The following is a 17,714-nucleotide window of genomic DNA, read 5'->3' on the forward strand; positions in this document are numbered from 1 at the left end:
TTCCGGTCCGAGGGTTGCCGTTGTCGATAGACGTGCCCCGTGGATGCGGACGCGCTGGCAGAACGATCAGGACGGGCACGGCGAAGCTACGTGGCGGCCGAAGTTTCCCAACTCCATCCCTACTCCGCGTACGGGGACCAGCATCTACATTTCACGCGGGGCGTCGATGCCGAGAACGGTGAGTCCGTTGTGGATGACCGTTTGCGTGGCGCGAGCGAGATTCATTCGGGCGGTGGCGAGCTCCTTGTCTTCGCCGATGATCCGGCACGATCCGTAGAACTGGGAGAACGCCGACGCGACCTCGCGGAGGTACGTCGGGATGAAGTGCGGGGCACGGGCTTTCGCGGCCTGGTCAATGACGGTCGGGAAGCGGAGCAGCTCCTTGATGAGTGAGGTTTCGTCCTCGTGCGTGAGGAGCGAGAGGTCGACCTCGTCCTCGAAGGTGAAGCCGACGTCTTCTGCCTTGTCGACGATCGAGCAGATGCGCGCGTGGGCGTACTGCAGGTAGAAGACCGGATTTTTGTCGCTGGCCTCCTTGGCGAGCTCAAGGTCAAAGTTGAGATGCGTGTCGGCGGAGCGCATGAGGAAGAAAAAGCGCGTCACGTCGGCACCGACCTCGTCGATCAGGTCGTCGAGGGTGACGTAGTTGGCGCGCCGCGTGCTCATCTTCACCGGTTCACCGCCGCGGACGAGCGTGACGAACTGGTAGAGGATGATCTCGACCTTTTTGCTGTCGTAGCCAAGGACATCGAGAGCGCTCAAGACGTCGGGATAGGTCGCGATGTGGTCGGCACCGAGCACGTCGATGATGACGTCGTAGCCGCGCTCGAACTTGTCCACGTGGTACGCCATGTCGGGCGTCCGGTAGGTGGGCTCGCCGCTGCTTTTGATCAGGACCGTGTCCTTGTCTTTGCCAAAGTCGGTCGTCTTAAACCAGAGGGCGTCGTCCTTCTCGTACGTGACGCCGGCGTCCTTGAGGGCATCGACCGTTTTCTCGACCCTGTCGTCCTCGTAGAGCTTCTTCTCATTGAAGAACGTCTCCATGTGGACGTTGATGCGTTCCAGTGTCGACTCGATATCGGCGAAGATAATCTCCTCCGCCTTGGCCTGGAACGGGTCGAGGCTTTCCTCGTCGAGAAGCGCGTCGCCGTGCTCCTCGTACAGCGCCTCCGCAACGTTCTTGATGTACTCGCCGAGGTAGCCGTCGTCGGGAAAGCTCACCGGCACGTCCGCCGTTTCGCCGTCGCCCAGGTCCAGCGTCTTCATGTCGACATCGCCGGCGACCTCTTCGTAGCGGGCGCGGACCGACTGCGCCAGGACGCGCATCTGCCGACCGGCGTCATTAAAGTAGTACTCGCGATCGACCTCGTAGCCGGCCCAGTCGAGCAGGTTGGCGATCGTATCCCCGAGCACCGCGTTGCGGCCGTGGCCGACCGTGAGCGGTCCGGTGGGGTTGGCGCTGACGTACTCAACAAGTGCCGATTCGCCGGCTCCAAGATCTGTGCGTCCGTAGTTGTCGCCCGCGTCGAGCACCTCGGCGAGGCTGTCCAGGAGGTGGTCGCTCGCGAAGCGGAAATTGATGAACCCCGGTCCAGCGACCTCGATGGCCTGGATGCGGGATGGATCCACGGCCTCGCGCAGCTTCTCGGTCAGGTCCTCCGCGATCGCGCGCGGGTTATTACGGAGCACACTGGCCAGCCGCATCGCTGTGTTCGTCGCAAGGTCGCCGTGCTCTTCACGGGCCGGCTTTTCTAGCTCGATCTCGAAGTCGTCCGGCACGGCCTCGTATTCATCGAGGACGGCGCGGATGGTGGAACGTAGGTAATCCTTCATTGCAGGCTTGAAGAGTGAGCGAGGCGGAACGACGGCACGCACAGTGCCACACGACGCCCTAAGATATCCGGGCGAACTGGGAGAGGAAACCCGCTATTGCCGATTTGCCGGAATCTGAACGTTCGGGCAAGGTGGGGACGTGTGGACGTATGGACGTGTGAAGGTGGGAAACGGGGCAACTCCACTATTGAACCACCACCGTCGCACGGCCGTGCGACGGTGGTTCGTCTTGAACCCTGAACGTTGAACCCTGAACGTTGAACCAAACTTGACATCCGTGCTGCTTTCTCGTACCGTGGTATCAACATGAAAGCAATCGACCTCCCAACCGCCTGCCCCCAACTGGGCACTGAAGACGCAACGGCTGCTGCCGCTGCACTGGGATCGTACGCATATGCCTTTATCTTTTTTGGCTATGCGTATTTTTATTTTTATGCGACCTCAACCGGCGGCTTGTAGGCTTTCTGTTTTCATACCCACATGCTACGACCCGCCGGCCGCCAGGCCCGCGGGTTTTTTTTGTTTGTGGGCCTGTCGCACCGGTCGAGCGGCGTCGTCTGCGCCTCCATCGACCCTGTTTACGCACTCCTCACCATGTCTTCTTCAAGTACCCCGCTTCGTGACATCCGTTCGCGCATCGATCAGCTCGATCGAGCGATTGTCGAACTCTTGGCCGAGCGTCAGTCGGCCGTCGATGACATCGCCGACATCAAGGAGCAAAAAAACGACAATGTCCGTGACCCCGACCGCGAATCACAGCTGATGGATCGCCTCCGTGGGATCGCCCGCGACCACGACGTCTCTCCCGACCTCGTCGAGGACCTCTTCGGCTCAATCATCGCGCACAGCGTTGATCGACAAAACGACCGCCGAGACGACGCCCGGCCGTCTCGGCTCCGGAAGGTCGGGTGAGCGATTTCGAAATACGAAATGGGAAGTGCGAAATGCGAAGTTTGGGTTGTGGATTGTCGATTGTGGATCGTGAATTGGACTGGCGCCCGGTCGTTCTGAGTCAATTCCGAACGTTCGAAGCCGAATCCCACTAACCATGCACCACGGACCATCAACCCGCTCACCCCAAGACGCCCGCGATTCAACAAAGCATCCCCGTCGAACCCTGAACTTTGAACCCTGAACCCTGAACCTATTCAATAGCCGTAGATCGACAGGTCGTCGCGGCGCATGTGGATCGTCAGCACGATTGCCAGCATGGCGGTGTTGGCGAGGAGTGCAGAGCCGCCGTACGAGAGGAAGGGGAGCGGGATGCCGATGACCGGGAGCATGCCCGTCGCCATTCCGATGTTGATAAAGATGTGCAAGAGGTAAACGCCGACGGCCCCCGCGGCCACGATGGAGCCGAAGGGATGTTTGACGTCGGTGCCCAGCTTGATCAGGCGCAGAAGTAGGATGGCGAAGAGGGCAAGTACCACCAGGGAGCCCACAAAGCCAAATTCCTCGCCGATCACGCTAAAGATGAAGTCGGTCGACTGCTCCGGGACGTATGCGCCCTGCGTCTGTGTACCCTGCATAAAGCCTTTGCCCCAGAGTCCGCCAGAGCCAATGGCCGCCTTGGACTGAACCAGGTGAAAGCCGACGCCCTGCCGGAATTCTTCGGCCTCCGGGTTCGTAAACGACACGAGACGGGCGACCTGGTGGGGTTGCAGCACGTACGAGATGGCGATGGACGATATGGCTGCTACCCCGCCCGTGAACGCGGCAGCGATGGCGCCGATGTAGCGCTGACCCGTGTACCATCCCATGCCGATTGTGAAGAGGACGGAGAAGGCGATCGCGGCTGGCATGTACACCAGCGAGAGGTAGCCCGCTACGGCTGGCGAGATCATGAGGAGGATGGTCGTGAACGGGAGCCCGCTCCAGAACAGCATGATGGGCACGAGCCCGAAGAACACCAGCGCCGTTCCCATGTCGTTTTGCATCACGATCAGGATCGCTGGCACCAGGATAAGGCCGCTGGCCTTTAGCGCGTACTCGACGCTGCTTCCAAGACGCCCCCGGCGGTCAGCCAGTAGCTGAGCAACGGCAAGGACCGTCCCCACCTTCGCCAGCTCGGACACCTGCAGTCGCAGGGGACCGAGCACAAGCCAGGATTTCGCCCCGTTGACTTCCTTTCCGAACACGAGCGCTGCGATGAGCAACAGAATCGTCGTCGCGTAAATTGGGAACGCGGCGTGCCGGAAGAAGCGGACCGGGAGCATCAATGAGATGCCGATCCCGACGGAGCAGATCGCCAGCCAGGTAAACTGCCGGTAGAAATTCGACTGAACGCTCGCCGCCATCTGCTCGGCCGCCGGACCGTGCGTCGTGCTGTAGATCGCCGTCAGCCCGACGCCGACGAGGGCGAGCCACGTCAGCAGGGTGCCGACATCGAGCGTGTTGTACCAGGAGCGCTTCACAGAGGCGAGGAGATTCGGTCGGGAGGACGGTGCGGCTAGTCGTTGTCCGTGGTCGACGTGCTACGGATCGGAGCAATCGGCTCGAGGCGAACGGAGCGGGTGGAGCGGCTGCGCGATTCCTCGACGGTATCTGGCGCAGCGTCTGCATTGAGTACCCGTTCGGATTCTGATTCTTCCTCGTCGGGCGGAGCGCCAAATCCTTTCGGTGGTGCGGAGCGGACCTCTTCCATCAGGCGCTTGATCCAGTAGCGTCGCTGCCAGATGTCGAGATCGATCTTACCGTTGAGGTATTGCTCGGCCATCAGGCTCGCTATTGGGGCGGCGGCGCTTCCCCCGTAGCCAGCGTTCTCCACGGCGACGGCAATAGCGATTTCCGGGTCGTCGAATGGCGCGAACATGATGAAGAGCGAGTGGTCTTCACCGTGCGGATTTTGCGCGGTACCGGTCTTGCCTCCGCTCGTGACGCCTGGAACTTGGACCCATTGCCCGGTGCCATTTTCCATGACCCGACGCATTCCTTCTCGGACGGTCGCAAAGTGCGCGCTGTCGATCGGGACGGTGCTCGGCTTGGGGATGTCCGGTTGGACGACTTCGCCGGTCTCCGGGTGCTGGAGCTCGTGGACGAAATGGGGAACGTGGAGTGTGCCTCCGTTCGCTATTGCTGCGACATACCGCGCGAGCTGCATGGGCGTTACTGACATGTCGCCCTGACCGATGCCCAGGTTCACGGTGTAGCCGGCCGTCCAGCGTCCATAGGTTTCGTTGAAGTACGTGGAGTCTGGGATGAGGCCACCACTCTGATCCGCGACGTCCAGCGGAATTCGCTGTCCGAACTCGAACATCCGTGCGTAACGGCTCCATGTGTTCACGTCGGTTTCCATCATGAGATGGTAGTAAAACGTGTTACAGGAGACCTCCAGCGCCTTCTTGACGTTGATCCAGCCCTCGTCCTTGTAGCCGTGGTTATGAAAAACGCGGCTGCCGACGCGATATCCCGGCGGACAATTGACGCGCTGGTTCGCCGTGATCACTCCTTCTTGAAGCGCCATCAGCGACATCAGCGGCTTCCACGTCGAACCCGGGGGGAAGCCACTCATCGTTGCGCGATTGTAGAGCGGGTCCGCGGGGGCGGTCCGGATGCTGTCCCATTCCGCGCCGCTGACCGACCGGGAGAAGATACCGGGGTCGAAGTCGGGGTGGCTAACAAACGAGATGATTTCTCCATTGTCCGGGTCGAGTGCCACGGCGGCGCCGCGTTTGCCGACGAAGAGCGATTCTGCCAGCGCCTGGACCTTGTGATCGAGGGCCAGGTGAAGATCATAGCCACTGGTAGGGGCACGATCTTCCCGACCGTCGCGATAGGCCTTCACTTCGCGCCCGCGCACGTCGACCAGCATGAATTCACTGCCCTGCTCGCCTCGTAGCCGTTTTTCGTAGTAGCTCTCGAGACCCGTTTTGCCGATCCGATCTCCTTGGCGGTAGCCGTCGTCGCGCATTTTCCCCAGTGCGCGGCCATCAATTTCGCGAACGTATCCGAGCGCATGCGTTGCATGTGCCTCGGTGTGATACCGGCGGCGCTGTTCGATTTCGTACGTCACGCCAGGCAACTCGTAGAGATGCTCCTGCACGCGACTGAACGTGTCGAACGAGACCTCCCGAAACGACCGACTCGGTTGAAATAGGCTCCAGTCGCGTGCTTCCGTCAGCTTCCGTTGAACCGTTGTATCCGGCACGCTGAGCAGGTCGGCGAGGAGCGGGACGTTGTCGTCCTCGAAGAAGCGGGGCGTGATCATGATCGTGTAGCTCGGCTGGTTGTCGACCAGGAGCGTCCCGGAACGATCATAGATCGCGCCGCGAGCGGGCTGAACGCGCTGCTCACGAACGGCATTACTCTGCGAGGCTCCCCAGTAGGCCTCGGCGCTGACTACCTGCAGTTGGATGAGCCGAATGCACAGAATCGCCAGGATAACCACGACGACGCCAGCATACACACGAACTCGGTTCCGGAACTCGTCCATCTAGCAGGCTCTGGGGGATGAAAGGGGTGGTGAGGGGCGCGGGTCGATACAGCTGGAAGACGGCTTGGCCGTTCGGCGTAGCGTGCGCCATCATAAAAAGCGCGACCGAACAGTATGCTACGGAATTGGCCGGTGCTGGCAGAAAGAGGTCGCCAGCGAAACTGGTTTAGATCAAATATAATGCCGCTGCTGCTGTCGAAACACCTCTGTGCACAGTCAGCTCCACGCCAGAAGGCGCTGTGCGCGACTACCCAAGAAGTACGAACCGCGCGCCGTAACCCGTACGTCAAACCTGACGGATAGTTGCTTGTTACCGTTCGCGGGTACTCTTCATGCAGGCATGTTTCTCAAGAGATCAAAGATGTCGTAGCCCGAACTTGCAGCGTATCCTGGGTAATGTTTGATCTTTTTGGAGAAACGTTCGTTCGGGCGACGGAATCAACACTGTATCATCCCCGCGTCCGCATCGGAGTCCAGCCGGATGTTTGGATGGGCTATGGGGTCTCTGATGGACCATGAGGTACAAGAAAATGAACTCCTTCAGGTGAACCCCACGGCGCTCCGTGTGTAGTAGACGAGCGCCATTGTGTAGTTTTCTTCAAGTCCACGATCTAGCCGTTTCCCCAATGCGCCGATCGACGTTTTTACCCGCTGTTCTACTGACTCTTCTGACGTTGCTTTGGAGCGTGACGCCTGCGGAGGCGCAGTACTTCGGTCGAAATAAAGTTCAGTACGACGATTTCGACTTCAAGACGATTCAGACAGACAATTTTGAGATTTACTTCTATCCGGAGGAGCGTGTCGCCGTCGAAGATGCCGCTCGGATGGCCGAACGCTGGTATCGGCGCCACTCGCGAACCTTCCTTCGTGAGTTTAATGAGCGGAAGCCGCTGATCTTCTACGCGAATGACGCGGATTTCCAGCAAACCAACGTCATCCAGGGGCAGCTAGGCCAGGGCACCGGCGGTGTGACCGAAAGTCTGAAAGAGCGTGTCGTGATGCCGTTCACGGGCAGCTACAAGGAGACGGATCACGTTCTCGGCCACGAGCTCGTGCACTCCTTCCAGTACGACATCGCACTTCGAGGAGATACGCCGGGCTTCTCCCTTCGTCGCCTGCCGCTCTGGCTGGTCGAGGGGATGGCGGAATACCTGTCGGTTGGGCGAAACGACCCGCACACGGCCATGTGGCTTCGCGATGCGGCGCTTCGCGATGACCTGCCGACCGTCGAGCAGATGACGCGCGATATGGCGAGCTATTTCCCCTACCGATACGGGCAAGCTTACTCTGCGTATATCGGGGGGAAGTACGGCGATGCCGCTGTCACCAACCTGTTCAAGCTGAGTGGCCGCGTCGGGGTTGACTCCGCGTTCGTCTACGCCCTCAACATTTCCGCCGACTCGCTCTCGCAGGAATGGAAGCAGTCCGTTCGGGATACGTACCTGCCTGGGACGGAGGGCCGGACGCCCGTCGACAGCATTGGCCGTGCCGTGATTGGCACACCGGGCGACAAGCGTGAACTAAATATTTCGCCGGCCGTGAGTCCGGATGGTCGGTACGTCGCGTTTATTTCGCGGCGCGACATCTTTAATACGAACCTCTATGTTGCTGACTCGGAGACGGGACAAATCATCTCGGAGCTCGAGTCGACCAAGTCGAATCCCCACTTCGACGCCCTGCGATTTATAAACTCCGCCGGGGCATGGTCTCCGGATGGGCGCCGGTTTGCCTTCGTGACCTTTGTTGAAGGTGACAACGAGATCAACACGTTCGACGTCGAGAGCGGGGAGGTCACCGAGAGAATTGCTGTGAAAGGCGTGGGGGCGATCCAGAACCTCGCCTGGTCTCCGGACGGACGGTACGTCGCGTTCACCGGAATCGACGGAGGGATCAGCGATCTCTATATTCTGGATCTCAATACGCGGACGGTTCGCCAGATTACCAACGACCGGTACGCGGACCTGCAACCCGCCTGGTCGCCGGATGGAACCACGCTCGCCTTCACGACGGATCGCGGTCCGGAGGGCACGAATTTTCAAACGCTCGAGTTCGGAAAGTACCGGATTGGAACGGTGAACGTGGAGACGCGAGAAATCGAGACGATTCGTCCGTTTCCGTCATCTATGCATCATAATCCGCAGTATTCGCCGGACGGGCGGAGTCTCTACTTTATCGCCGACAGGGACGGCTTCAAGGATATCTACCGGTACTCGCTTGCCGATGAGCGGTCTTACCGCGTAACGGCACTACAGACGGGTGTGAGTGGGATCACCGCGCTGTCGCCGGCCATGTCCGTGGCAAGTCAGAGTGGACGGATGATGTTTAGCGTCTACTCGAACAGCGGCTATACGATTGTAGCGCTGGAGCAGGATGAGACGGAAGGTATTCCGATTACGGATGCAGATACGTCGTTTGCTGTCGCCGGGGCGAACGCCGGACTTCTGCCCCCGATTCAGAGCGCGGATGAGGGGCTTGTGGGGAACTACCTCAGTGATCCCAACACGGGATTGCCGCCGCCTCAGAATTTCGAGGCCGCCGAGGCAAGCAATCGCTTGCGGCTCGACCGAATTGCTCCGCCGACAGTTGGAGGTGGATACTCTCAGGGCTTCGGTACGCAGATTTACGGTGGTGTCGGGCTCTTCTTCAGCGACATGCTGGGCAATCAGAGCCTTGATGTCTTCTTGCAAGCCAACGGTACGCTGAAAGACATCGGAGGCGGTGCGTTTTACACGAACCGAGAAAACCGGCTCAACTGGGGGATGGGGGCTGCTCACGTCCCGATCCTTTACGGTGGCTTCGGCATCGTGGATGTCAACGATAACGGATTTCGCGATGTGGGTGAGCCGTTCGCACAGATCCTGCAGCGTATTTTCCAGACACAGGGCGGAGTCAGCCTGAGCTACCCGCTCTCACAAACGCGTCGATTCGAGATTAGCGCGACCGGTGTTCGCTACGGCTTCGACATCGAAACCTTCGCACTGACAGCCGGCGGACGCGAAGAAATCGATCCCGATCTTGTTCTCGGCGCAGGAGAAGCACCGGAACAGGTGTATCTCGGGCGCGTCGGCCTCGCCTATGTCGGGGATTTCTCGAACTTCGGGTTCACCTCGCCGACGCAGGGCGGACGCTACCGCGTGCAGGTGACGCCGAATTTTGGCTCCCGACAGTTTGTGAACGTGCTGGTTGATTATCGGCGGTACTTCTTCTTCAACCCGGTAACCGTGGCCGTGCGCGGCTTGCAATCCGGCAACTACGGTGCGACGTCCGAAAATCTCGGTTCGAATGACTATGACAATCTCTTCGTTCGGGAAACCCTCGGATCGCCGTATCAACTCGGATTCGTTCGGGGCTACAGCTTCTCGTCGTTCTTCGATGAGGAGTCGTGTCGGTCAGGTCGGGTATGCCGGGTCGAGCGCCTGTACGGCACACGCCTCGGTCTCGCCAGCGCGGAGGTTCGCCTCCCGCTTCTTGGGAACGACATCTTTGGCCTGGTGAACTTTCCCTTCGTCCCGACGGAGTTTGTCGTGTTCACGGATGCCGGCGTGGCCTGGACAAACGAGAGTCTGAGCTTCGACAATGTTCGGTTCTCGACGTCGACCGTGACCGAGCAGGGAACGGTGCCGGCTCGCCCGGTTGTGAGTACCGGCGTGGCTGCGCGGATGAATCTCCTCGGGGCGGCTATCTTCGAGGTCTTCTACGCGCGTACATTTCAGCGCGATCAGGACTGGAACTTCGGGCTCGTGCTCCGTCCCGGATGGTAGCAGCTTCCTGAACACGCATACAGACTAAACCAGAACGCCCTCACGATATCCAAGCGGATCCGTGAGGGCGTTTTCTGTACGAACCATCATCGTTTCGGAGCGCATGGGAGGTGTTGGAGTTAGACCTCCAGCCGGGCAGGGTCGGATAGCGTTCCGCGAAAGACGGTAGTGGCCTCTCCCGTCAGTGTCACGCGCTCATCAACGGATACGTCGACGCCAACCCGTCCCCCTCGGGCAGACACCTGTCGGCCGACGAGCCTTTCTTTGCCGAGTTGCTCCGCCCAGTAAGGGGCGAGGGCACAGTGGGCGCTGCCCGTGACCGGATCCTCTGGCACGCCAACGGCCGGGCCGAAGAATCGCGACACGAAGTCCGCATCGTCCATCGCGTCCGGCGCAGCTGCTGTGATGATGATGCCGCGGGCGTCGATTGCTTCCAGCGCCTTCATGTCGGGCTGGCAGCGGTCGACGATTGCGGGGGCCGTAACGTGAACCACGACATCTCGCTCGCTCCGACCGACGAAGATCGGGCTCGTGACGCCGAGCGCGTCGAGCAGTCCGTCTGGAGTGGAGGCTGGACGGGGCGGGTCTGCGGGGAAGTCCAGCATGATGGAGCCGTCGTCCGTCTGCGTCGCCGTCAGCGTTCCGCTCGCCGTGTCAAACGTGATCGCGCCTGGGCCGGAGCCGTCGCCATGGTTCACGTCGTCCGATTCCGACCAGATGACGTGCGCGGTCGCGAGTGTGGCGTGCCCGCAGAGGTCAACCTCGGCCGTGGGCGTGAACCACCGGAGGGCGTACGCCGCAGGCTCGGCCGTTGGAGCGACGGGAACGACGAAGGCGGTTTCCGACAGGTTCATTTCCGCTGCGAGCTTCTGCATCCAGTCGACGGACGGAAATTCGGGCGCAACGTAGACCGCGGCGGGATTTCCCGTGAACGGCGTTGTCGTAAAGGCGTCGACCTGAAACAAAGACATCGGCGGTGGAGGCATTATGGAAACGTGAGCGCAGGACCATCGTCCAACGAGTCCCCCGTTGCCGGGGATTCTTCGCTATCGATCGGGCCCGACTTCACCGTTATGTACAAGCTCTTCCGTCCCTTCCTCTTCCGCATGGATGCGGAGCGTGCACACGACGTCAGCCTCCGCATGGCGAAGTACGCGCAGTCGCTCACGCCGGGCATGGTGTCGTCGCTGTTTGAGTTTGAGGACGAGCGGCTGAAGCAGCGTCTGCTGGGATCCACGTTCTCCAACCCGCTCGGGCTCGCAGCGGGCGCGGACAAGAACGCTGTTCTCGTCGACTTCTGGGAAGCGGTTGGCTTCGGGTTCGTCGAAGTCGGCTCGGTCACAGCACAGGCATCCAAAGGCAACCCGCAGCCTCGCGCCTTTCGTGTCCAGGAGGACGGCGCCCTCATCAATCGCATGGGGCTAAACAACGAGGGTGCAGCGGCCGTGGCGAAACGGCTCGGTGAGACGCGGTCTCAGAGAAAACGTCCGCTGGGTGTGAACATCGCCAAAACGCACTCCCCCGACATCATGGGCGAGGCGGCGGTAGAGGATTTCCGCGAGAGCTTTCGCCTGCTTGCACCGCAGGCGAGCTATGTTGCTTTGAATGTGTCGTGCCCGAACACACGCGAGGGCAAGACCTTCGAGGACCCCGAGGCGCTCGATGCACTTCTGACGGTGATCATGAAGGAGCGCGAGGCTCCAGAGCGCCGCGTTCCCGTTCTAATCAAGGTGAGCCCTCCCAATAGTCCACGAATCGTCTTTGACAGTGAGCTGGAGGAGATGATCGCTATCGCCGTCGAGCACGGCGTCGACGGATTCATTGCGACGAATACGGCGTCGGACCGCTCCGGCCTGACGGCAGAGGAGACCGATCTGGACCAGATCGGGCAGGGTGGGATGAGCGGCGCCCCGCTGCACGCCCGTTCGACTCAGATGGTCCGATACCTCTATCGTGCCACCGACGGTGAAACTCCAATTATCGGTGTTGGCGGCATCCGGGATGCGGAGACAGCATACAATATGATCTGCGCCGGCGCGTCCCTCATCCAGATGTACACGGGGCTGGTCTATGAAGGGCCGGGCCTCGTCAAACAAATCAAACAGGGACTCGTGGAGCGCATGAAACGAGACGACCACACGAATATCGGTGAAGCGGTCGGGACGCGATCCCAGATTGGCGAAGCCGCTCAGGTCTGACTCTCCCTCGATTCCTTTCCCGCTTCCTTTTTCGCGATCCATCCGCTAAACAGGTTTTGGATGCTTCGTCATTAGGGCGGCGGGTGATGGCACAAAATTGAGGCGCAGCGTCAGAGTTAGTTGCGTTCTCATTTGGAAACAGCCTGGCGCGTATACAGTACACGGCGATTGGTTTCTAAATATTGCGCAATGGTGGTGTAACGCTCCGTTTTGCTGGCCTATCAGCATTTTGGAGGACGACCTCAACGGGTCGGGACCGATGCTTTGCTGTCGTTTCGGGCACCGATTCTCGCTTCACCGCCTCATTTCATTGCCCTCGTATTTTCTCGGACATCCGGCCCAGCTCTTGCCGATTATTTATGCCCGCACAGGTTGATTTCGATACCATCCCGCAGCTCTTCACGCGACTCTGTGACCGTTACGACGGCCAGGAACGCACCATCCTCAGATACAAAGAACGAGGAGAGGGATGGATTGACATTTCGTGGGAGTCTCTGCGCGACCGAGTCGAGTCGCTGGCCGGCTTTCTTCACAGGGAAGGTGTTCGGAAAGGAGATCGCGTCGCGCTGCTGTCGGAAAATCGCCCGGAGTGGGCCATGACCGACCTCGCGACGCAGCTTATTGGCGGGGTCAACGTGTCGATCTACACGTCGTTGCCGCCGGCGAAGGTGGCCTACATCCTCCGGGACAGCGGCGCCAAGTTCGTGGTCGTTTCCGTCCCCGTGCAGCGGAAGAAGGTCGAGGAAATCATGGACGAGTGTCCCGATCTCGAAGGGGTGATCGTCATGAGCGACCTGCCGGACGATCCGCCGTCGAACATGACGCACTGGGATGATGCGCTCGAGGTCGGTCGGACGTACTGGACCGAGAACGCGGCGGAGCTGGAGCCCATCGCCGAGTCTGTGCAGCCCGATGACACGAGCGCGCTTATTTACACGAGCGGCACGACGGGCGAGCCGAAGGGCGTGGTGCTGACGAACCGTAACTTCTGCTCGAACGTGAAGGCGGCACTCAAGGTCGTTCCGTTCGACGAGGACGACCACCACCTGTCGTTTCTTCCTCTTTGCCATGCGTTCGAACGGACGGCCGGGTACACGGCGGTCATGTCGGCGGGCGCGACGATCAGCTATGCCGAGAGCATCGAGGCCGTCAGTCAGAACCTGCAGGAGGTAAACCCCACGGTGATGATCTCTGTGCCGCGGATGTTCGAGAAGATGTACAACCTGGTTTCGAAGCAGGCGACGAGCGGGAGCGCGATCAAAGAAAAGGTGTTCAACTGGGCCGTGAGCGCCGGCCGCAAATACGCAGAAGCTGCAGATAATGGGAATGCAGGGCCGCTCCTCAAAGCCCAGCGCGCGATGGCCAACCGGTTTGTGTTTTCCAAACTGCACGAGAAGCTGGGCGGAAACTTGAAATTTGCTGTTTCCGGTGGAGCCGCGCTGCCGAAGGAGATCGGCAAGTTCTTCCAGGCCGCCGGGGTTACGATTATCGAGGGCTACGGTCTGACCGAAACCGCTCCGGTGATGGCGGTAAACCCGCTCGATGCTCCGCGGTACGGCACCGTTGGTCACATCCTGCCCGGCGTGACGGTCGCGATTCAGGACATCGAAGACGGGAGCATCATCGGCCAGGTGTCTGGCGACGATTATCCCACGGATCTGACGACCCGAGAGGGCGAGATCGTGACGAAGGGCCCGAACGTCATGAAGCAGTACTGGAAGTTGCCGGAGGAAACGCGGGCAGCCTTCGATCCGGAGGGCTGGTACCACACCGGCGACGTCGGGAAGTTTGACGACGGCTACCTGCAGATTACGGATCGCATCAAGCACATGATCGTCTCACGGGGCGGAAAGAACATTTACCCCGGTCCGCTCGAGGATGAGTTCAAAACGCTCGCGTGGGTCGACCAGATCATGATCGTTGGAGAAGATCGACCGTTTCTCACGGCGCTCGTCGTGCCGGACTTCGAGTCGCTTCGGATGGCCGCGCGCGATCAGGGCATCGACGAGTCGAAGTACACGAACGACGAGTTGATCGAAATGGATGGCGTTCGAAAGCTCTTCGACCAGGCGTTTCGCAAATACAATCGCGACGCAGCGGCTCACGAGAAAATCCGTAACTTCCACCTGATCGCTGAGCCCTTCACGGTCGAAGACGGCGCGCTGACCCCGACGCTGAAGCTGAAGCGACGCGTCATCGTGGCTCGATACGACGAGGAGATTGACGCGATGTATGCGAAGTTTGAACGATAGGCCACGCCGTACACCGCACGGTGGAGCTTCGTCTATTGAAGACTCAGTTGATGGCGAAGCCACCGTGTGGATAAAGGTTGAACTCCGCTCGATCGCTTGAAGATGACGCGTTTCGAGTGGTATCGTTGGGATCCCTGAAGGGCAAACAGCCTATAAGGGTAGCGAAATCACGGGGCATGGCGCAGCTCGGTAGCGCGCTTCGTTCGGGACGAAGAGGTCGCCGGTTCAAATCCGGCTGCCCCGACCAACACAGCCAGCGTAGACGCGGCCTTTGCCACACGGCAGGGGTCGCGTTTTTATTTTCGACGTACACCTGATTTCCTCGACTCCGGTACCTGCTCAGATCCTGCGGCCGCAGCCCGCGTCTTCAGTCACGTTCATAGCATGCACGAGCCCTGTCCATCATATCTCCGTGACCTCGTGTCACGCCACCGGGACGCCCCCGCGTCTCCGCTCGTGGTGCTGACTCCGACGGATGATGTGGGGCGGTCCATTCGTACAGCGCTTCTGCGGCAGGGCACAGGGCAGACCGGTATGTGGATCACGACGCCGACGCAGTTTGCGCGCGTGCTGGGGAGAACGCACCCGTCCGCACGGACCGCTAGACTTGTGGGACGAGGCGATACGTTCGGCATCCTGATGGACGCCCTGAAGGGCATCAGCGAACGGGTTCGCGATCAATTGTTTCAGGGGGAAAGCTTGGAGTCAGTCGTGGAGGCGATGGTCCCGGTCGTACGCCGGCTCCGCGAAAACGACATCTCGCCCGCGACGCTCTACGCTCTGTCCCTCGGCCGCTCGCTGTCGCCCGCGCACCGGGCCCTCGTCGTCGGCTATGAGGCGTACGACCGGGAGCTCTTGAACGGGCCAATGGCCGGACCCTCGGATGTGTTCGGCTGGGCCACGGCGCAGGTGCGTAACGGCCGCATTTCCTGGCTCGGCCAGACGACGATCGTTTCCTTCGATGACACGACGGTGGGCGCGGCGGGAGCGACCTTTCTCAACGCAATTCGGCGTGAGGCACGATCGTTCGTTCGCCTTGGAGACCCCATTTCGTCCACGCACGCTCCATCTGCGGCGCTCGCGTCTCACATGTCGTCTGACGCTCCTCCGTCTGCGGATGCGCCGGCTCCCCAAACCGGTGCCGTAGAAGGGTCGGAGGAGACGGGCGGCGTACGCGTCGATTCGCTGCGTGCCGCCGTGGAATGGATTCAGACGCAGATGGATGAGGAAGCGCTAGACGCGTCGTCCATCGAAATTGCCGCGCCTGCAGATCTCCTCGATGAGCTCGAAGAGAAGCTCCACGCCTGTGGCATCCGCGCGGCCGTCCATCAGGAGAACCCGGACGCGGTGTCCCTCACGTCATTCGACCGCGCGGGCTTTTCTCGGCGACACCATTTTGTTGCCGTGGCGGCGGCTGAGGAGATTCGAGAGAAGGGGTCGATGTCCCTGCTGACGAAGGACGACTGGGCGCGGCTCGCGGAGTTGAGCGAAGCCCCCGTCGCCCCGGAGACCGACGCGGAGGCCGCCCGACGCTGGCAAATGAGCCAGGTGCTCTGGCGGCACGAGGGGCGCGCGACCGTCCTCGGCATCGACACGTCCCTGCCCGAGGGCGTCGGCAAAGATGCGGGCGAGGTGATTGGAGTGACCGGAACGCCTGATGCGGGCTCTGCCGCCACGGTGCGCACGAATCAAACACACGAGGAGTCGATCGTTACGGAGGCGCTGCGCCGCTGGGTGGTCGATGCGGTGAGCGTCTATCACGTGCCCGGAGAGCTCGAACGGATCGGGCAAACCTCACACCTCTGCTCGCTTCTTCCGGACGAGGCGCAGGACGACGCGGTGGACCGGCTGGAATCCGCCGTTCGGCGTTTGCTCAATGCCGGTTTCTCAGAATGGCTGGCGGATGCTGTATCCGTTCACCCCGCGCCTGCCAACTGCGCTATCGGGACGGATGGCGAATGGGTACAAATTCCAATTCACGTTGCCATCCGTCGACCGGCGGGATGGTGTCTTCTTTCGATCTCAGATATAGTGCTCGACGGCGAGGATCCATCCGAGGCCGCAATCCAGGATGCGGTACACGTCTGGAGCGAGGCAACTGGACAAGATGTGGTCCTCGTCGCACGATTCGGAGAATCGTCCGGATGGACGCCTGTGTCTGTCGAGTCGACGAGGCCTTTCTCGTAGGTGATCCGGATAGATCGAAAGCCAAAGACGGACCGGCGCGAAAGACGATTTAGCACGCGTGTCGAGAGGAACGTCTCCAGCAGGTGTTGGCGGGGCGCGACCAGTACCCGCATCCGTCTCGGTGGCAAAAAAGGTCGCGAAACGGATTTGACAAGAAGGATCGTGCACGATGATCGGCGACAATAGCGTTTCTCCATCGTCGTAAATTATATTGATCCGATCCATGTCCGTGGACGATCTTATTTCCCCCCACAATCTTCGCTCCGGCGCGCCATGGCTGGTTCTGAGTTCGACGAGAAGCCCGATTCTGAAGATGAGAACAGCAACGACGATTCGTTCGATGCAGAGGAGCCGCTTCCAGAAGTCGACGTAACGCAACTGCTTCATCGCGCGAGGGACGGTAGCGACACCGCCCGCGAAGAACTATTTCGGCTGACGTACGACGAGCTGCGTCGGATCGCCCGCCGGGAGCTGCGGCGTCGCCACTCTGGCGGCACGCTCTCGGTCACGTCGGTTGTCAACCGCGCCTACCTCCGGCTCGTAGACGGGGACGAAGGCCAGATTGGTGAGTACGCGAACCGGCTTCATTTCTTCGGCACGGCGGCCCGGGCGATGCGGTCGGCGATTATCGACTACGCGCGCTACAAGACGCGGCAGAAGCGCGGCGGAGAAGAGCCGGATCTGGCGCTCGAGGACGTGCTGTCGCCGGAGGCGGAGGATCAGCCGCTCGAAACGCTGCTCACGGTCGAATCTGCGCTGCAGCGCCTGGAGGCCATGGACGAGGATCTGGCCCGTGTCGTCGAGCTCATTTTCTTCGGCGGCATGCTGCAGCGGGAGGTTGCCGAGCTTGAAGGGGTGGACGTTCGGACCGTTCAGCGCCGTTGGCGGAAATCGAAGCTCATCCTGCGCGAATTTCTGGACGCCGAGGGAGCGTCCTCGTAAGCCGACCCGGAGACCCGTTCGCGGTTCGCTCGCACAGAGACAGCGAGATCGGCGCGTCCATGATGATCTTGCTTCAGATTCCAGTGCGCGCTCACGTGTTTTGACCGGT

The 17,714-nt window shown here is 60.7% G+C and carries 11 protein-coding genes and 1 tRNA gene; 8 read left to right on the top strand and 4 right to left on the bottom strand.

What is annotated here, in order from left to right; genetic code table 11:
- Positions 1-144: 144 nt before the first annotated feature.
- Positions 145-1,833: an arginine--tRNA ligase gene (argS, locus tag CRI94_RS05350; protein ID WP_098074629.1), complete on the bottom strand. Its 1,689-nt coding sequence runs from the start codon at positions 1,831-1,833 to the stop codon at positions 145-147.
- 306 nt (positions 1,834-2,139) lie between these two features.
- On the opposite strand from argS, the gene CRI94_RS17630 reads away from it, so the two are divergent.
- Complete coding sequence (locus CRI94_RS17630; protein ID WP_179862173.1) at positions 2,140-2,292, top strand: hypothetical protein; 153 nt, start codon at positions 2,140-2,142, stop codon at positions 2,290-2,292.
- A 135-nt stretch (positions 2,293-2,427) separates the two neighbouring features.
- Complete coding sequence (locus tag CRI94_RS05355) at positions 2,428-2,745, top strand: chorismate mutase (RefSeq protein ID WP_179862174.1); 318 nt, start codon at positions 2,428-2,430, stop codon at positions 2,743-2,745.
- Positions 2,746-2,981: 236 nt separating this feature from the next.
- On the opposite strand, the gene rodA is transcribed toward CRI94_RS05355, so the two are convergent.
- Together rodA and mrdA are read right to left on the bottom strand one after the other, a co-directional pair.
- Entirely contained in the window at positions 2,982-4,247 is a 1,266-nt protein-coding gene (gene rodA / locus CRI94_RS05360; protein ID WP_098074631.1) for a rod shape-determining protein RodA, read from the bottom strand.
- Positions 4,248-4,282: 35 nt separating this feature from the next.
- A complete protein-coding gene (gene mrdA / locus CRI94_RS05365; RefSeq protein WP_098074632.1) occupies positions 4,283-6,265 on the bottom strand; it encodes a penicillin-binding protein 2 in 1,983 nt (660 codons plus the stop codon).
- Between the two features lie 626 nt (positions 6,266-6,891).
- On the opposite strand from mrdA, the gene CRI94_RS05370 reads away from it, so the two are divergent.
- Positions 6,892-10,026, top strand: a complete 3,135-nt coding sequence (locus CRI94_RS05370) for a PD40 domain-containing protein (protein WP_098074633.1) — start codon at positions 6,892-6,894, stop codon at positions 10,024-10,026.
- Positions 10,027-10,145: 119 nt separating this feature from the next.
- On the opposite strand, the gene CRI94_RS05375 is transcribed toward CRI94_RS05370, so the two are convergent.
- Positions 10,146-10,997: a PhzF family phenazine biosynthesis protein gene (locus CRI94_RS05375; protein ID WP_098074634.1), complete on the bottom strand. Its 852-nt coding sequence runs from the start codon at positions 10,995-10,997 to the stop codon at positions 10,146-10,148.
- A gap of 102 nt (positions 10,998-11,099) precedes the next feature.
- Between CRI94_RS05375 and CRI94_RS05380 the strand changes: the two genes are divergently transcribed.
- The 5 genes from CRI94_RS05380 to CRI94_RS05400 all read left to right on the top strand — a co-directional run bounded on the left by CRI94_RS05380 (position 11,100) and on the right by CRI94_RS05400 (position 17,605).
- Positions 11,100-12,224 (top strand): quinone-dependent dihydroorotate dehydrogenase, encoded by a 1,125-nt coding sequence (locus tag CRI94_RS05380; protein WP_098074635.1) that lies wholly within the window; start codon positions 11,100-11,102, stop codon positions 12,222-12,224.
- A 359-nt stretch (positions 12,225-12,583) separates the two neighbouring features.
- The gene (locus CRI94_RS05385) at positions 12,584-14,476 is read left to right on the top strand and encodes an AMP-dependent synthetase/ligase (RefSeq protein ID WP_098074636.1); all 1,893 of its coding nucleotides are present in this window, start codon (positions 12,584-12,586) and stop codon (positions 14,474-14,476) included.
- 170 nt (positions 14,477-14,646) lie between these two features.
- Positions 14,647-14,723 (top strand) — tRNA-Pro (locus tag CRI94_RS05390).
- A gap of 173 nt (positions 14,724-14,896) precedes the next feature.
- Positions 14,897-16,663: a hypothetical protein gene (locus CRI94_RS05395; RefSeq protein ID WP_143815310.1), complete on the top strand. Its 1,767-nt coding sequence runs from the start codon at positions 14,897-14,899 to the stop codon at positions 16,661-16,663.
- Between the two features lie 273 nt (positions 16,664-16,936).
- Positions 16,937-17,605 (top strand): ECF-type sigma factor, encoded by a 669-nt coding sequence (locus CRI94_RS05400; RefSeq protein WP_098074638.1) that lies wholly within the window; start codon positions 16,937-16,939, stop codon positions 17,603-17,605.
- Positions 17,606-17,714 lie beyond the last annotated feature (109 nt).

Origin of the sequence: Longibacter salinarum, from assembly GCF_002554795.1 — a bacterium.
GTDB lineage: Bacteria > Bacteroidota > Rhodothermia > Rhodothermales > Salinibacteraceae > Longibacter > Longibacter salinarum.